Source organism: Flavobacterium sp. AED (assembly GCF_000812945.1).
Classification (GTDB): Bacteria; Bacteroidota; Bacteroidia; order Flavobacteriales; family Flavobacteriaceae; genus Flavobacterium.
In genome coordinates this window covers 1,119,722-1,135,930 of record NZ_JSYM01000001.1, presented here as the reverse complement: position 1 = coordinate 1,135,930, position 16,209 = coordinate 1,119,722, and the positions used below count along the sequence as shown (strand labels likewise).

At 34.5% G+C, this 16,209-nt stretch carries 15 protein-coding genes; 5 read left to right on the top strand and 10 right to left on the bottom strand.

Features of this window, described 5'->3' with window-relative positions:
• Window positions 1–25 precede the first annotated feature (25 nt).
• The 5 genes from OA85_RS05115 to OA85_RS05095 all read left to right on the top strand — a co-directional run bounded on the left by OA85_RS05115 (window position 26) and on the right by OA85_RS05095 (window position 5,779).
• Window positions 26–1,051 (top strand): hypothetical protein, encoded by a 1,026-nt coding sequence (locus tag OA85_RS05115; RefSeq protein WP_039108411.1) that lies wholly within the window; start codon window positions 26–28, stop codon window positions 1,049–1,051.
• Window positions 1,052–1,065: 14 nt separating this feature from the next.
• Entirely contained in the window at window positions 1,066–1,908 is an 843-nt protein-coding gene (locus tag OA85_RS05110) for a polysaccharide deacetylase family protein (RefSeq protein ID WP_039108410.1), read from the top strand.
• A 467-nt stretch (window positions 1,909–2,375) separates the two neighbouring features.
• Entirely contained in the window at window positions 2,376–3,812 is a 1,437-nt protein-coding gene (locus tag OA85_RS05105) for a circularly permuted type 2 ATP-grasp protein (protein WP_039108409.1), read from the top strand.
• Window positions 3,813–3,856: 44 nt separating this feature from the next.
• On the top strand, window positions 3,857–4,810 hold the full coding sequence (locus OA85_RS05100) for an alpha-E domain-containing protein (protein ID WP_039108408.1): 954 nt from the start codon (window positions 3,857–3,859) through the stop codon (window positions 4,808–4,810).
• A 6-nt stretch (window positions 4,811–4,816) separates the two neighbouring features.
• Window positions 4,817–5,779: a transglutaminase family protein gene (locus OA85_RS05095; RefSeq protein WP_039108407.1), complete on the top strand. Its 963-nt coding sequence runs from the start codon at window positions 4,817–4,819 to the stop codon at window positions 5,777–5,779.
• 99 nt (window positions 5,780–5,878) lie between these two features.
• Here the strand turns inward: OA85_RS05095 and OA85_RS05090 are convergent, their stop codons facing one another.
• From OA85_RS05090 to atpA, 10 genes are all read right to left on the bottom strand, one after another.
• The gene (locus tag OA85_RS05090; protein WP_231557078.1) at window positions 5,879–7,153 is read right to left on the bottom strand and encodes a murein hydrolase activator EnvC; all 1,275 of its coding nucleotides are present in this window, start codon (window positions 7,151–7,153) and stop codon (window positions 5,879–5,881) included.
• 60 nt (window positions 7,154–7,213) lie between these two features.
• Window positions 7,214–7,987: a DUF4292 domain-containing protein gene (locus OA85_RS05085; RefSeq protein WP_039108405.1), complete on the bottom strand. Its 774-nt coding sequence runs from the start codon at window positions 7,985–7,987 to the stop codon at window positions 7,214–7,216.
• Entirely contained in the window at window positions 7,987–9,336 is a 1,350-nt protein-coding gene (locus OA85_RS05080; protein WP_039108404.1) for a lipopolysaccharide assembly protein LapB, read from the bottom strand. The genes OA85_RS05085 and OA85_RS05080 overlap by 1 nt, the downstream gene beginning before the upstream one ends.
• 34 nt (window positions 9,337–9,370) lie before the next feature.
• Window positions 9,371–10,381, bottom strand: coding sequence for a sugar phosphate nucleotidyltransferase (locus OA85_RS05075; protein ID WP_039108403.1), 1,011 nt, complete (start codon window positions 10,379–10,381; stop codon window positions 9,371–9,373).
• A gap of 158 nt (window positions 10,382–10,539) precedes the next feature.
• Window positions 10,540–10,974: a dUTP diphosphatase gene (gene dut, locus OA85_RS05070; protein ID WP_039108402.1), complete on the bottom strand. Its 435-nt coding sequence runs from the start codon at window positions 10,972–10,974 to the stop codon at window positions 10,540–10,542.
• A gap of 159 nt (window positions 10,975–11,133) precedes the next feature.
• Window positions 11,134–12,600 (bottom strand): lipopolysaccharide biosynthesis protein, encoded by a 1,467-nt coding sequence (locus OA85_RS05065; RefSeq protein WP_039108401.1) that lies wholly within the window; start codon window positions 12,598–12,600, stop codon window positions 11,134–11,136.
• Between the two features lie 100 nt (window positions 12,601–12,700).
• Window positions 12,701–13,072, bottom strand: a complete 372-nt coding sequence (locus OA85_RS05060; RefSeq protein ID WP_039108400.1) for a hypothetical protein — start codon at window positions 13,070–13,072, stop codon at window positions 12,701–12,703.
• A 73-nt stretch (window positions 13,073–13,145) separates the two neighbouring features.
• Window positions 13,146–13,589 carry an N-acetyltransferase gene (locus tag OA85_RS05055; RefSeq protein ID WP_039108399.1) on the bottom strand — a complete coding sequence of 148 codons (444 nt, stop codon included), beginning with the start codon at window positions 13,587–13,589 and terminating at the stop codon, window positions 13,146–13,148.
• Between the two features lie 90 nt (window positions 13,590–13,679).
• The gene (gene atpG, locus OA85_RS05050) at window positions 13,680–14,540 is read right to left on the bottom strand and encodes an ATP synthase F1 subunit gamma (protein WP_039108398.1); all 861 of its coding nucleotides are present in this window, start codon (window positions 14,538–14,540) and stop codon (window positions 13,680–13,682) included.
• A gap of 86 nt (window positions 14,541–14,626) precedes the next feature.
• Entirely contained in the window at window positions 14,627–16,204 is a 1,578-nt protein-coding gene (gene atpA, locus OA85_RS05045) for a F0F1 ATP synthase subunit alpha (protein ID WP_039108397.1), read from the bottom strand.
• Between the last annotated feature and the right edge of the window lie 5 nt (window positions 16,205–16,209).

Sequence of the window (16,209 nt, the reverse complement as noted above, 5' to 3'; positions counted from 1 at the left end):
ATTGAAAACTAAACACTGTTTATTTATGAAAAAGCCAGCTCTCGCATTACTTATACTTCCCTTTTTATTTTTTGTATCCAGTTGTAATCGCGGTAAAGCCGCTGATACAGTAAACGGAGAAGAAAAAACAGTAACAAAACAGCCTGATACCTTAGTCAAAAAGATGGCTCTGACTATTGACACTACTGACTATAACAAGAGAATGCTAGCGTTAAGCAATAATGATACTACAGGAAAATGGCCGGTAAAAACACCTTATCCTTTGCCTGGAGCACTTTTGCCATACAATAGAATCATTGCCTATTACGGAAATCTATATTCCAAAAGAATGGGGATTTTAGGTGAACTTCCCAGAAACGAAATGATTAAAAAATTACAAGGAGAAGTAGCCAAATGGCAGGCAGTAGATCCTTCAGTGAAAACAATTCCTGCTTTGCATTATATTGCCATCACTGCCCAAGGTGCACCTGGAAAAGACAATAAACACAGAATGCGTATGCCTTTTAAACAAATTGACACCATTTTAAGTTGGGCTAAGCCTATAGATGCCTTGGTATTTCTAGACATCCAAGTAGGTCATAGTAATGTAAAAGATGAAGTGACAACATTAGAAAAATACCTGTCAATGCCCAATGTCCATTTAGGAATTGACCCTGAATTTTCGATGAAGGGTGGGCATCGTCCCGGCTCAAAAATAGGCACTTTCGATGCTGCTGATATCAATGATGCGGTTGATATTCTGGCAAACCTAGTTCGTAAAAACAAGCTGACTCCAAAAATACTCGTAGTACATCGTTTTACACAAGGGATGGTAACTAACTATAAGAATATAAAAAAAGTACCTGAAGTACAGATTGTAATGGATATGGATGGTTTTGGCGACAGAATCTTGAAAAGATCTACTTATCTAAGTTATATTTATAGAGAACCTGTTCAATTTACTGGTTTTAAATTGTTTTATAAAAATGACATTAAAAAAAATTGGGTAATGTACACACCAGAAGAGCTGATGAAATTTACTCCTAAACCTATCTACATTCAATACCAATAATTCGCTTTTCAATTATGAAAAATATCTTATTTTTAGTTTCTATAGGCCTATTTTTATTAGCTGGTTGCAACTCTAAACCAACTAAGATAGAAAAGGAGACAACCGAAGTTAATGTACCTGTTCAAAAAGTTGCTCCCAAGAAAGAAATGGCTGATTTGGCAACCATTCTTTCCAAAAAGGAAGTACCTATATTATGTTATCATAATATTAAGGAGCTTAGCGCCAATGCCGGTGAAATGACAAAAACCTATACCGTATCTCCAGCTAATTTTGCACAACAAATGAAAGCGTTGTCAGACGAAGGATATCATAGCATTTTACCCGATCAATTATATGAATATTTAGTTCATGATGCCCCGTTACCGACAAATCCAGTAATGATTACATTTGATGATACACGCGGAGAACAATACAGCTTAGGTGCTGCCGAAATGAAAAAATACGGTTTCAAAGGAGTATTCTTTGTAATGACCGTTTCCATTAACCGTCCTAACTATTTGACAAAAGAGCAAATTAAAAGTTTATCTGACAGCGGGAATACAGTTGCAGCACATACTTGGGATCACCACATGGTGACTAAATACGCTGGAAAAGACTGGGAGACTCAATTGGTAAAACCCAAAAAGAAATTGGAAGACATCATTGGTAAACCGGTAACTTATTTTGCTTATCCTTTTGGCCTGTGGAACAAGGAAGCAATCCCAGAAATAAAAAAGAGCGGATACCAAATGGCATTTATCTTGTCCACCAAAAGAGATTCAATTGACCCCCTATACACCATCAGACGTATTATTGTGGCTGGTCAATGGTCAACTCCAAGTGTAATGAAAGCTATAAAATCTTCTTTTAATAAATAATCGAAACACGATTATTCACATAAAAATAAACCCTAATCCCAGTTATTAAATCTAATTAATAACTGGGATTTTTCTTTTTCTTCGAATTAAAAACAGCCGTACAATTTACACCCTAAAATTGACGCCTCTTTTTCATCAACAAAAATTACCTTTTTCTGTTTTTTATTTTTAACACCCCTCCTTTTTATAAACTATTTATTGTTATTTTTTAAATAATAAATTCTCAAGTGCTATATTTAAAGGGGTTTGTCAATCAAAAAATATTTATTCTACTGCGAAATCAAAAAAAACAACATTGTAAAACAAAATAATTGTCAAAAAACAATTGCCAAAAAAAGAATGCTATAAAAATTATTAAATAGTCACGTAATCCTTATTTACATAAAAATTAAATTGGTATTTTAGCTTTAAAGATGCATTTTTTATAATAAAATGCAAAAAAATTTAATTTTTTAACAATATGTGTTATGATGAAATTGATGCCTAATTTAAACCCAAATGGTTGGGACGAAATGTTTTCTAATGAAGGAGTTCGGGAATCTTACCGTCAAGTATTGCAAACATTACAAAGTTTAAATCACGAAAAACTGAATGATAAGCATAGGCAGGCTTCCGATTTTTTTATGAATCAAGGGATTACTTTTACCGTTTATAGTGACGACAATCAAGGCATTGAAAGGATTTTCCCTTTTGATATCATCCCAAGAATCATTACCCAACAAGACTGGAACGAAGTAGAATCCGGAATAAAACAAAGGCTAAAAGCACTCAATTTATTCTTGGAAGACATTTATAACGAACAGCTTATTATAAAAGAAGGCATAATTCCAGCTTCATTAATAGCCTCTTGTCCGCATTATATCCAAGAAGTTCATGGCATTAAAGTACCTCACAACATTCATGTGCATATTGCAGGGATAGATTTAATTCGGGGAGCAAAAGGAGAGTTTTATGTATTGGAAGATAATCTGCGTTGCCCAAGTGGCGTGAGTTACATGCTCGAAAATAGAGAAATAACCAAACGTATTTTTCCGGAAATGCTCACCTCCAATCATGTGAGTATGGTCAGTAATTATCCGATGATTTTTCATAATATTTTGGTTTCGCTGTCTCCAAGAAATATTGCTAACCCAAACGTAGTCTTATTAACCCCCGGAGTTTACAACTCGGCGTATTATGAGCATACTTTTTTAGCCCGACAAATGGGAATTCCTTTGGTGGAAGGAAGGGATCTAGTGGTAAACAACAATAAAGTTTATATGAAAACTACTTCAGGACTTCATCAAGTAGATGTTATTTACAGACGCTTGGATGACGAATATCTTGACCCTTTAGTTTTCAAACCAGATAGTACGCTGGGCGTTCCAGGACTTATTAGCGCTTACAAACAAGGAAATGTAGCTTTGGTAAATGCAGTAGGAAACGGTGTCGCCGATGATAAAGCGGTATATGCGTATGTCCCGGACATGATAAAATATTACATGAACGAAGAACCAATCCTAAAAAATGTTCCAACGTACCGAATGGAAAATCTGGATGAAAGAGAAATGGTTTTTGCCAATATGGAAAACATGGTTATCAAGGAAACTAATCAGAGTGGTGGCTATGGAATGATTATGGGAAATAAGGCTACACAAGAGGAATTAGATAACGCAAAAATTGCCATTGTTGGTAATCCACGTAATTTCATTGCACAACCCATCATTCAACTTAGCACCGTTCCTTGCCTTATCGACGGAGAACTAAAACTACGTCATGTTGATTTAAGACCCTATGCTTTGTGTGGCCCCAATGGCGTAAAAATAGTCCCTGGTGGACTAACCCGAGTCGCTCTTACCGAAGGCTCATTAGTCGTTAATTCTTCACAAGGCGGAGGAAGTAAAGATACTTGGATAGTAAAATAAATTAAAGGTCTAACAGTGCGAAACCTTTTTAAAAAATAAACAAAATGAAAGTAAATATGCTCAGCCGAGTTGCAGACGGAATGTTTTGGCTCAACCGATATATGGAAAGAACAGATGGAATGTTACTTACTCTAAATACCTTTTATATCTTATCTTTTGATAAAGAAACAAATGATTCTCAAGGGTACAAACCGTTATTGGAATACTACACTGATTTGCCCATGGAACAAATAAATCAAATGCAATACGACACAAATTTTGTTCTAAAGTATATTATTTGTGATAGTCCAAACCATAATTCAGTAAAGAATCTCGTTATCAAAGCACGGGAAAATGCGAGAGGATCCCAAGATAAAATTACAAAAGAACTTTGGGAGCACATCAATTCTTTGTATCACTTCATGAATTCACCTGACTTGCCAAAAAAATTAGAAACTTCTGATGCGAGTAATATTATCTCAAAACTCAACAAAGATTTCTTGCTGTACAATGGAATTCTTCAGGTTACAATGCCCAGAGGATTGGGTTGGTGTTTTTCAAGTATTGGTAAACATATAGAAAGATGTCTGCAAACTATTTCGCTAACTCAAGCGTACTACGCTCCTATTCAGTATAATCTCGATGGAAATGAAGATTTATTGTATTGGAGAAGATTATTACTTTCTCTTTCTGGATACGAATTGTATTTAAAAAGTTACAGTAATATTCCGCACAATCGTAAAGTGGTGCAACAAGTCATCTTCAATAGAGATTTTGCACATTCAGTGATTTACACTTTAGAATTAATAGACACCTATTTGAACAACTTGTTTAAAGATAACAATCTGAGCGAAGCAAGAACATTGCACAATCAATTTGGAAGACTTAAAAGTTCAGTAGAATTTACGGATTATCATCATCTGACTAACAAAGAATTAGAAGATGTACTTAACAATACCAGAACACAATTGATACAGTTTTCGACAGATTTTTCTAAATTATTTTTCTCTTATACGTAATATAAAATGGCAATTTTCAAAATAGTTCACATCACAAAATACCAATACAACTGGCCCATAAAAGAAAGCATAAATGAGATTCGTTTATTCCCACACCATTTTGATAACCAAGATGTACTTCAATATCAGCTTTTAATAACGAATAATCCCGAGGTGGAAATTTCTCAGGATTACTTCGGTAATCGAGTGGGTAATTTCAATACATTGGAAGCGCATACTGAAATGACTATCGAATCGAGAATGTTAGTTCGTGTCAATCATTCGCTTAAAATACCAGAAATAGATCATACTACTGTAAAGGATTTGGTAAAAGAAAAAGAAAAAAGTATTCTTTTACTGCGCCTTTGTTATCCCGAAACCATCAAAAAACAAAACGAAATCAATGCAATTCTGGACGAAATAAACTGTACTGATAAACCCATTATAGAAATTGCCCAGCAGTGCAATCAATACATTTTTACAAATTTCAAGTACACCAAAGGAATCACTAATATAGAAACCACAGTCGACGAGATTTTAGAAATTAGAAAAGGCGTTTGCCAGGACTTTGCGCATGTACTATTACAACTTTTACGTACGGCAGGAATCCCATCGCGCTATGTAAGCGGTTACATCTGCCCGAACGAAAGCGGACTCAGAGGTGAAGGTGCCACGCATGCTTGGGTAGAAATTTATACTCCAAAACAGGGCTGGCTTGGTCTTGATCCTACAAATAATATCTGGACAATGGACAATCACGTGAAACTGTCAGTAGGTCGTAATTTCTATGATTGTACTCCGGTAAAAGGGACTTTCAAGGGACTTTCCAGACAAACACTTTCTGTATGCGTTTCAATAGGCTACGAAGACGGAAGACAATTTGAAGATATAAACGATGTGCAACTCGAGGAAGTTTCCATAGAACTTCAGGAACAATTGGATTACATAGAGTTACTGCAGCAGCAACAAAAGCAACAGCAACAACAATAATCAAGTTATTTGGCACAAAAAAAGCGAATCAAAATAATAATTTGATTCGCTTTTTTAGTTAAATATAAGAACTGAAACTACTTCGATTCCAATCAATTATTACATATTATACAACCAACTTTGAGGATTATTGTAGGTAGTGTTTTGAAGAATTAAAAATTTGATTATCGTTTTACCTTCACTATTCGTTCTAACTTTTCCTAAACTCTGTTTGGTACTTACTTTATCGCCTTTGTTGACAAACACAGAACTTAAATTTTGATACACTGTAAAGAAATCTCCATGTTGTACCATTACCGCTTTATTTATAGGTGATAAAACAATTACACTGGTTACTTCCCCTCCAAAAACGGCTCTTGCACTAGCGCCAGCATCAGTTGTAATTTCCACTCCACTATTGTGAATTACCAATGTTTTGTATACAGGATGCGCCTGATCTCCATATCCTAATGACACAAAACCTTTTTCTACCGGCCATGGTAACTTCCCTCTATTGGCTCTAAAGTTATCAGCGATTAACTTCGTTTCTGCAGTTAGTTCAATTTTTGATGAAGATACTGAAGACGTAGCTGCAATTTCTTTAGCTCGTGTTTTTATTTCAGCTTTTGTTTCTGTTTTTGCATCCGCTTTTGATTCCGCTTTTGCTTTTTCCATCGCTCTTTCCATCGCCGCTTTTCTATTGGCTTCAGCAATTGCTTGACGAATTAATCGGTCAATTTGTTTATCGATTTGTCTCGACTCTTGTTGTTTTTTCTTGATTTCAGCAAGAATCTTGCTTTTATCTTTCTTAATGGATTTGACTAATTTTTCTTGCTCTTGTCTTTCTTTTTCTAATGATAAGCGCTCTTTTTCATTTTCAGCAATAAGTTTTTGTTTCGCCGTTTTTTGTACATTCAGCTTTCCGTTATACACGACAAGGTCTCCTGTTTTCGTTTTTATTTCTTCCCCTTGCATCTTTCTGTAATTCGTATACTGCTTCATATACTGCGCTCTTTTATACGCTTGCAAGAAATTCTCGGAAGACAATAAGAACATCGCTCTACTTTCCTCAGAACGGCTTTTATACGACTTTACAATCATCTCAGCGTAATCTTCCTTTAGAATTACCAGTTCTTTCTTGAGTTTATTAATTTTTACCTGATTAATATACATGTCATTCCCCAAAAGCTTAGTTTGCTTTTCAGTAGTATTGATCAGTTTTTCTTTAAGCTTAATCTTATTGCTTTGAATAACAATTACATTTACAGCCGTTTTTTCTTTTTTCTTTACGGTTTGTAATAGCTTTTCATTTTCGCGAATTTCTTTTTGAATCTGGGCTTTTCGTTCTTCTAATTTTTCTTGTTGTGTTTCCTGGCTCCATAGTAATGAAGTCATGCTTATAAAAATTAGGCTTAGGAGAAATTTTGGCATATTAAAAAAATATTTTTTGCAAATTTACTTAATTATAATTCTTTTGTACCCATTTGGAACACTATAAGGAAAAGAAAGTTCCTCATTGAATGTTATTGTGTTATAATCTAAATTAATTTCTGTTTTACCTTTCTTTTGAAACGTATTTATAGAAACATTTGAAGGCAATGTCGCTTCATTGTACACCTTGTTATCTGAATAAGCTACCTGAATCATTCTATCTTCGGCAGTTTGTTTTATTTCCTGTCTTTTGACCAAAAATTTCTCAGTATCAAAAAAGAACGATTTTTTTGTATTGTCATTCGAAACATCATCCAGTCTATAGGTTTGTTCCACTAATGATTCGGTATATTTTCCTTTATTCAAATCATCAATAGCATCACCAAGCAACATATTTTGGATTTTATTAAAATCTAAATCAGTTCCCAGCCATTGACTCAATCCTCTGAAATCGCCTTCAAAATAACTGCCATTTATTTTTTCATAATAGTTTACTGCAGTTGGCGTAATCAATGCTTTTGCCATTGTAATTCCCAAAAATCGAATACTAATCAAAATTTGTTGGTCTTTCTTTATTTTTATTTCTGCAGTAACATTTTGAGTTTGTTTATCATCAGCATATCTTGCGTTAGACTTAATATATAATGTAGAAAAATTGTTTTTATTGTTGTAATGATTTTCTATTATTTTATCAGCGGTCAAATAGTTTGATTTTACACTAGCCTCTGCCACAATAGCTTTCGATTTACACGAAGCCATAAAGACTGCAAGTACCAGTAATATTGAAATTTTTTTCATTATTTTTTTTGTTTTAATAATTCGTTGGCTTTGGAGAAATACACTTCTTTTTTCTTGAAATCTCCCAAACCGTTATACGCTTCTCCAAGCTGGATATTGAAATTTGTTTCTAATGTTATGTCGTCTACCAAATAATCCAAACCCATTTCGAGTATTGCTGCCGCTTTTTTATATTGCTGCAATTGATTGTTCGCTAAACCTGCATAATAATAAAACTGCGGTTGCGTAGGAAATGTTTCAATCATTGTCATGGCTTTTTTGGCAACCAAATCAAACTGCTTTACTTCAGTATACGCTTGAAGCAAAAGCAAATTCGTTTCGATATCTTCAGCCGAACCATTCTTTAAAGCACGTTCATAAAACGTAATGGCTTTGTCCCATTGCTTTTTACTATGATAATATTTTCCAATTTCTTTAGCTACATCAACTGTTGCATCAGTATCGAAATAGGCAATTGCTTTTTCTAAATCAGGAGAATATTGAGGATTTTTATCCACAAATATCAAAAACTCATTCAGCATCCTATGCTTTATCTTTAAATCTATTTTAGCACTGGCCAAGGAAATATTCATCGCATTTATAGCTTTTGGAGCTTCATTATTATCCAAATAAACTTTGAATAAACTCACTTGCGCCCATTCAGAATTTGGAATTGCCACCGCTAACTTTTTGGTTATTTCAAATGCTTTCTCAGTTTCATTATTCTTGGAATACAAATTAATCAATGCGATATAGTTGGATTCTTCTTTTGGGTTTTTATCGATTTGCGCTATTAAATTGGACTCTTCAACATTTTGAAATTTCCCTTCCGATAAAATCTGCATTTTATATAATTCCCTTCTTTCCGATTTTCCAAAAGTGGCATTCAATTCATTAATGAGATCAAGCGCTTTATCAAATTGCTTGGTCCCCATATAAAGCGATGTTAAATCCTCTTTATATTTTTCGTCAAATGGTATTAATTTATTTATGGCAATCAGCGCTTGATTGTAATTGCTGGTTTCATAACTCACATCATACATTCCCACCCAAAACCATTTGTTTTTGGGGTCAATTTGTGTGGCGTGTTCAAATGAATTGTACGCATTTCCATAATCCTTTGATACCAGATAGTTTTTCCCTAATTCGAAATAGACTGTGGCATTATTGGGTTGAAGTTTTACACATTGTTCCAAAGCTTTAATCGCTTTATCATAATTTTCAATCCCCTTTTGAAGCAACGCTTCATAAAAAAATTCCTGAAACTGATCTTTCTCCTGCTTAATTTCTTCCGGTTCAGTTTGCGCCAATAACAAAGTTGAATTGCATTGCAAAACCAAAAATAGAATTATGAAAGCTCCTTTTTTCATTGAATGTTTCTTGCCATTTCATCACTGGATGCAATTATTCTAACACCGAATAATCTCCAATACTTATGTTTGTGAAATTACCGTCAAAACTGGCATGATTCCCTATCATGGCATTATCCAGATTTGCATTTTTAATATGGGAATGGGTTTGTACCAAACTGTTTTTTATGGTACTGTTTGACACATGACATCCTTTTCCCAATGATACATTAGGTCCAACAGTTGCATTGATCAAAACCACATCTTCACCAATATAACAGGGCGGAATGATGGTTGAATTTTCTAACTTAACATCAAAGTCCACTAAATGTATTCCATCGTTATGCAAGAACCCTAGCATTCTGGAATTCGTTTCCACAGTAACGTCTTTGTTTCCACAATCCATCCACTCCGCTACTTTACCGGGAACAAATATCATGCCTTTTGCCATCATTTGTTTTATTCCATCGTTAATTTGATATTCTCCACCGTGAATAATATTATTATCTAATACTAATTGAAGTTCATTTTTTAAAACAGCAACATCTTTAAAATAGTAAATTCCAATAACCGCAAGATCCGAAACAAACTCCTTGGGTTTCTCAACCAGTTCGACTATTTCATTCGCATCGTTTAGGTTTATCACACCAAAAGCTTCCGGGTGATCTACTTGTTTTACCCAAATAACACTGTCCGCATTTTGATCTAAATCGAAATCAGCACGAATTAAAGTATCGGCATAAGCAATAACAGCTGGTCCACTCAAAGAATCTTTAGCACACATAATGGCATGACCTGTTCCAAGTGCTTCGTTTTGATAGTAAATTATCCCTTTGGCTCCTAATTTTTGAGCAATTGCGATTAAATCCTCTTCCACTTTTGTTCCAAAACTTTCATGAATAATAAAGGCAATTTCTTCAATATCTTGATTTAAAACAGCTGCAATATCTTCGACCAAGCGGTGTACAATCGGTTTGCCTGCAATAGGAATTAATGGTTTAGGAATAGTTAATGTATGTGGTCTTAATCTGGAACCTCGCCCAGCCATTGGTACTATTATTTTCATTTGTTATTTTTTTACCGCAAAGTTTGCAGAAAACGCTGCAAACTTTGCGAAGATTTTTTTTATATTATTTGGCCACAGATTAAACCAATTTTTATTTGAAATTTGTTGCAAAATATCATCTCGTTTCACAACTGCTAACTGCGACTGAACACTGATTATTACTTCACTCCTGTACTTCCAAAACCGCCTTCACCTCTCGAAGTTTCACTTAATTCCGGAACTTCAATCCATTCAGCACGTTCGTGTTGTGCGATGATTAGTTGTGCGATGCGTTCCCCATTTTCGACCACAAAAGCTTCATTGGATAAATTTACTAAAATCACTCCTATTTCTCCTCGATAATCAGCATCAACTGTTCCAGGAGAATTGAGAACGGTGATTCCTTTTTTGGCAGCCAAACCACTTCTTGGGCGAACCTGTGCTTCGTACCCTATTGGTAATTCTATGAAAAGACCTGTTTTTACAATGGCTCTTTCCAATGGTTTTAGGGTTATTGATTCTGTTAGGTTTGCTCTTAAATCCATTCCTGCCGAAGCTATGGTTTCATAGTTTGGCAAAGCATGTTCTGATTTATTGATAATTTTTATTGTCATTGTTATTTATTTAGAAAGGAAAGGACAAGTCGCGACTTGTCCGTACATATTATTTTGGATTATAGCCCTGATTGAAGCGGCATCCTTTTCTTTTTTTCTTTAAAAAAGAAAAGATATAGCAAAAAGCAGGAAATAGCTCCTAAAAATTTAAATTAAATTCTAGTTATTTTTTCGGTTCAAAATTCTGGTTAACATTTCTTTTTCGTTGTAATATATGAAATACATGAATGCGAGTAGTAATGGGATTCCAACAAAATAATTTTCTCTAAAACCATAGAATGAAATGGCCGAAAATCCTATTGAAAGACCAAGATATCCGCCTATTTTCTTAGCATCATACGGTATTGGGTAGTATTTATTCCCTAAATAATAGGAGATAAACATCATGCTCCCATAAGCAGCTATTGTTGCGATTGCCGATCCATAATAACTCATCGTTGGAATAAGCAGGTAATTCAACAGCAATGTGACAATTGCGCCAACAATGGAGATATAAGCCCCAATATAGGTTTTGTCGATGAGTTTGTACCAAACGGAAAGATTCGTGTAAATTCCGAGGAAAAAATTGGCTAAAATAATCAGCGGAACAACTTTCATGGCTTCCCAATAGGAAGTATCCCGAATCATAAGCTGTTTTAAAACATCGGCAAAGACAATTACTCCCAATAAAATAAAAGAGCCAAAAATGACAAAATATTTAGTCACTGTGGCATACGTTTGCGGTGCATTCGCATTAGAAGCATGGCTGAAAAAGAATGGTTCAATTCCTAATGTATAAGCGGTTCGATACAAAACCATAAATAACCCTAATTTATAACAGGCAGAATATACTCCAACTTCAGCTTCGGCAATATTTGCCGGTAATAATTTCCCTAATAGAATTTTATCAAATTGCTCGTTGATGGCAAATGCAATTCCGGCAACCATTATAGGCAATCCGTAACGCATCATTCGTTTCCAAAGAGCAGCATCAAACTTCCATTTAAGCAAGATGTAATCCGGTGACAAGACTACAAATGTTAATAAACTGGCAATGATATTAGCTAAAAAGATATAGCCAATCTGGAAATTTTCTATATAAAAAGAACCTAAAAATCCATTAGGATGTGATTCCGCAATTTTGGGTAAAAAGAGTAAAAAGAAAACGCTTAAAGAAAGATTAATTAAAACATTACCAATTTTGATTGCAGCATAAACCATCGGTTTTTGATAGGCTCTCAATTTTGAAAACGGAATAATCACCAAAGCATCCAATGCTAAAATCCAAATGGTATAGGTGATATATTGTGCATCTATTCCTGACCATTGAGACAAGGTATTTCGATATAAAAGCCCAACAAATAGAAAAGAAATGGAGGTCCAAAAAATCGAAACCATAGTAGTTTCTACAACGGACTTCTTGTTCGTTTCATTATTATAAAACCTAAAAAAAGCGGTTTCCATTCCGTAAGCAAGAATAACATTGAAAAAAATCATCCAAGCGAAAATTATGGAGACTTTTCCATACTCGGCTTTTGGCAATAAATCAGTGTAAAGCGGAACTAGTAAAAAACTGAACATTCTAGGTATAACCGTAGCTAGTCCATAAATTGCTGTTTGTTTGAAAAGGCTTTTATATAATCCCAAAATGATTTATCTGTTTATATTTATAAAACAAAAATAACTAATTCTTTGGTTTATTTATCGATGGATACGCAATCATTGGCTTTTCTTTGGGATTTACTATTTAAAAAAAAAGGGGGTGATCCATTTTCTTATATTCCAATACTGCTTCGTTAGGTTTTAAATCAAATTTGGGTTTTAGTATAACAGGTGCTTTGTTCCCATATTCTTTTAAGGAATCACTATCCAAGATTAAATCTGGAATGCTATTTTGTTGGTGAAAATGTGCTACAAAAGTATTTTCAGCAACTCCTTCAAGGTTTGATTCCTGATTTCTAAAATAGATTTTCTCTAGCTTAATTTCCTTAGAAAGCCGTTTTTTGAATTCAATGTAAAAATCAGTTCCGCTATCGGTTTCTTTCTGTCCACCAATCCATTTCTGTAAATAAACTGATTTGATTTCTTGTGGAAATTCAGTTTGAAGTTCTTGTTTCATAGCACAAAAAGTTAAGCTGATTACAAGTATAAAAAAGAGCAAAATTCTTTTACATCGTTTCATCTTTTGGGATTTAACTTAATCCGTCTTCGTTTAAAATTTTAAGAAAATGAAATCCTTTTGGCACATATCCTTGGTTGTAATAAAAGCGGTGAGCCGTAAAATTTCCCGTAAAAGCATCCAAAACAATCATGGTACAGCCTGTCTCTTTGGCTTTTGCATCTATATAATCGGTCATCATTTTCCCCAAACCTTTAGAGCGATGTTCGGGATGAACAATAAAATTGTCTATCTCGATGTATTTTCCCGACCAAAGTTTTGTTCCCGACCAAAATCCTGAAACAGCCACACAAACCTCATTTTCAAAAACAGCTACTTGCTTGTAATTATGTGGAATCATCTCAACCAGATAGGTTCCATATTTTTCTAAAGTAAATGTGGGATATAAAAATCGCATTACTTCTATATTGCTAAGCATTTCGTCTAACGTGGTCAGTTCTCTAATTTCTAATTGCATTCTTCCTATTGTGTTTTAAACTATAAAATTAAACAAAAAAAGAGCCAACACATGGTTGGCTCTTAGAATATATTTTGAATCAATAATTTATTATCCATTCAATGCTTCCGCACCACCAACAATCTCTAAGATCTCATTAGTAATAGAAGCTTGACGTGCTTTATTATAAGTCAATTTCAATTGATTTCTCAATTCAGTTGCGTTATCAGTTGCTTTGTGCATGGCTGTCATACGCGCTCCGTGTTCTGAAGCAAATGAATCGCGAATTCCTTTATACAATTGCGTTTTCAATGATTTTGGAATCAAGGTCAACACGATTTCTTCTTTTGAAGGTTCAAATATATAATCGCCAGTTGAAGCTGTAAGATCAGATTTTATTGGTGCTAATGGCAAAAATTGTTCTGTTTGAACGATTTGTGTTGCAGCATTTTTAAATTGGTTGTAAATCAACTCAATTTTATCGTATTCTCCAGAAACGAATTTCTCCGTTAATAGGTCCGCAATTTTAGCTACATTATCAAAAGTTAAATCGTCAAAGACAGTGCTTTGATTATCTACTACTGACAATGTTTTGCTCAAAACATCATTTCCTTTTTTACCGATAGCAAAAATATCAACTTGTTTTCCGGCATAAAACTCAGAACGGCTTTTTGCTTCCTTGATAACATTCGTATTAAATGCACCACACAAACCTCTATTTGAAGTTATGGCTACAACCAATACTTTTTTAATCTCACGTTGTGTTGTAAACTCTCCACCTGCATCCCCTTCAAGTGTCGCAGAAAGATTTTGCAATAATTCCGTTAATTTTTCGGCATAAGGGCGCATTGCTGTGATTGCATCTTGTGCTTTCTTTAGCTTTGCTGCAGAAACCATTTTCATTGCCGATGTAATTTGCATCGTAGATGAAACGGAAGTAATTCTATTACGGATTTCCTTTAAATTTGCCATTGTTTTTGTAAGTATTAAGTAGTAATTGTTAAGTAATAAGTAATAAAGAAAACCTTACTACTTACTACTTAAAATTTAAAACTTTTTTAGTTATATTTTGCTGATAATTCTTTTGCTACAGTTTCGATTACATCTGTAATTTCGTCTGTTAATTTTCCTGCTTTCAAAGCATCAAGAGTACCTCTGTGTTTATTGTTCAAGAATTCCAAGAAATCTTTCTCAAATTCTCTTACTTTATTTACAGGAACATTTCTCAATAAGTTTTTAGAACCAGCATAGATAATCGCAACTTGATCTTCAACAGTATAAGGATCATTCAAACCTTGTTTCAAGATCTCAACGTTTCTTTTTCCTTTTTCAATTACGTTTAAAGTAACGGCATCTAAATCAGAACCAAATTTAGCAAACGCTTCCAATTCACGGAATTGTGCTTGATCCAGTTTCAAAGTACCTGCTACTTTTTTCATTGATTTAATTTGTGCATTTCCTCCAACACGAGATACTGAAATACCTACGTTAATCGCTGGACGAACCCCAGAGTTAAACAAATCTCCATCAAGGAAAATTTGACCATCTGTAATCGAAATTACGTTTGTTGGGATATAAGCAGAAACGTCACCCGCTTGAGTTTCAATAATTGGTAAAGCAGTCAATGAACCACCACCTTTTACAATTGATTTCAATGAATCTGGTAAATCGTTCATGTCTTTAGCAATTCCATCATCTGCAATTACTTTACAAGCACGTTCTAATAATCTACTGTGTAAGTAGAAAACGTCTCCAGGATATGCTTCACGTCCCGGTGGTCTTCTTAATAAAAGAGAAACCTCACGATACGCAACAGCTTGTTTAGATAAATCATCATAAACAATTAAAGCCGGGCGACCTGAATCTCTAAAATATTCTCCAATTGCAGCACCTGCGAAAGGAGCATAAACTTGCATTGGAGCAGGATCAGAAGCATTAGCAGCAACAATAATGGTATACGCCATTGCTCCTTTTTCTTCTAACATTTTAGCAATTCCTGCTACAGTTGACGCTTTTTGTCCAATTGCAACATATATACAGAATACTGGTTTCCCAGCATCATAAAATTCTTTTTGATTTAAGATAGTATCGATACAAACAGTTGATTTACCTGTTTGACGGTCACCAATAACTAGCTCACGTTGTCCACGACCAACTGGGATCATAGCATCTACTGCTTTAATACCTGTTTGTAATGGTTCAGTAACTGGTTGACGGAAGATAACTCCAGGAGCTTTTCTTTCCAAAGGCATCTCGTATAAATCTCCACCAATTGGTCCTTTTCCATCAATTGGAAAACCAAGAGTGTTAACTACACGACCTACCATTTGTTCTCCTACTTTAAGAGAAGCAATACGTTGTGTTCTTTTTGCAGTTGAACCTTCTTTGATTCCTGTAGATGGTCCTAAAAGTACCACACCCACATTGTCTTCTTCAAGATTCAAAACAATAGCTTCTAATCCATTGTCAAATTCAACTAACTCTCCATATTGAACATTCGAAAGCCCGTAAACACGAGCAATACCATCTCCAACTTGAAGTACTGTTCCTACTTCTTCTAGTGTAGCACCAGATTCAAAACCTTCTACTTGCTTTCTTAATATTGCTGAAATTTCAGCAGGTTTGATTTCCGCCATCTTAA

Coding starts and splice junctions, on each gene's coding strand:
- OA85_RS05115 (WP_039108411.1), top strand. CDS start 26: ATGAAAAAGCCAGCTCTCGCATTACTTATACTTCCCTTTTTATTTTTT.
- OA85_RS05110 (WP_039108410.1), top strand. CDS start 1,066: ATGAAAAATATCTTATTTTTAGTTTCTATAGGCCTATTTTTATTAGCT.
- OA85_RS05105 (WP_039108409.1), top strand. CDS start 2,376: ATGATGAAATTGATGCCTAATTTAAACCCAAATGGTTGGGACGAAATG.
- OA85_RS05100 (WP_039108408.1), top strand. CDS start 3,857: ATGAAAGTAAATATGCTCAGCCGAGTTGCAGACGGAATGTTTTGGCTC.
- OA85_RS05095 (WP_039108407.1), top strand. CDS start 4,817: ATGGCAATTTTCAAAATAGTTCACATCACAAAATACCAATACAACTGG.
- OA85_RS05090 (WP_231557078.1), bottom strand. CDS start 7,153: ATGACTTCATTACTATGGAGCCAGGAAACACAACAAGAAAAATTAGAA.
- OA85_RS05085 (WP_039108405.1), bottom strand. CDS start 7,987: ATGAAAAAAATTTCAATATTACTGGTACTTGCAGTCTTTATGGCTTCG.
- OA85_RS05080 (WP_039108404.1), bottom strand. CDS start 9,336: ATGAAAAAAGGAGCTTTCATAATTCTATTTTTGGTTTTGCAATGCAAT.
- OA85_RS05075 (WP_039108403.1), bottom strand. CDS start 10,381: ATGAAAATAATAGTACCAATGGCTGGGCGAGGTTCCAGATTAAGACCA.
- dut (WP_039108402.1), bottom strand. CDS start 10,974: ATGACAATAAAAATTATCAATAAATCAGAACATGCTTTGCCAAACTAT.
- OA85_RS05060 (WP_039108400.1), bottom strand. CDS start 13,072: ATGAAACAAGAACTTCAAACTGAATTTCCACAAGAAATCAAATCAGTT.
- OA85_RS05055 (WP_039108399.1), bottom strand. CDS start 13,589: ATGCAATTAGAAATTAGAGAACTGACCACGTTAGACGAAATGCTTAGC.
- atpG (WP_039108398.1), bottom strand. CDS start 14,540: ATGGCAAATTTAAAGGAAATCCGTAATAGAATTACTTCCGTTTCATCT.
- atpA (WP_039108397.1), bottom strand. CDS start 16,204: ATGGCGGAAATCAAACCTGCTGAAATTTCAGCAATATTAAGAAAGCAA.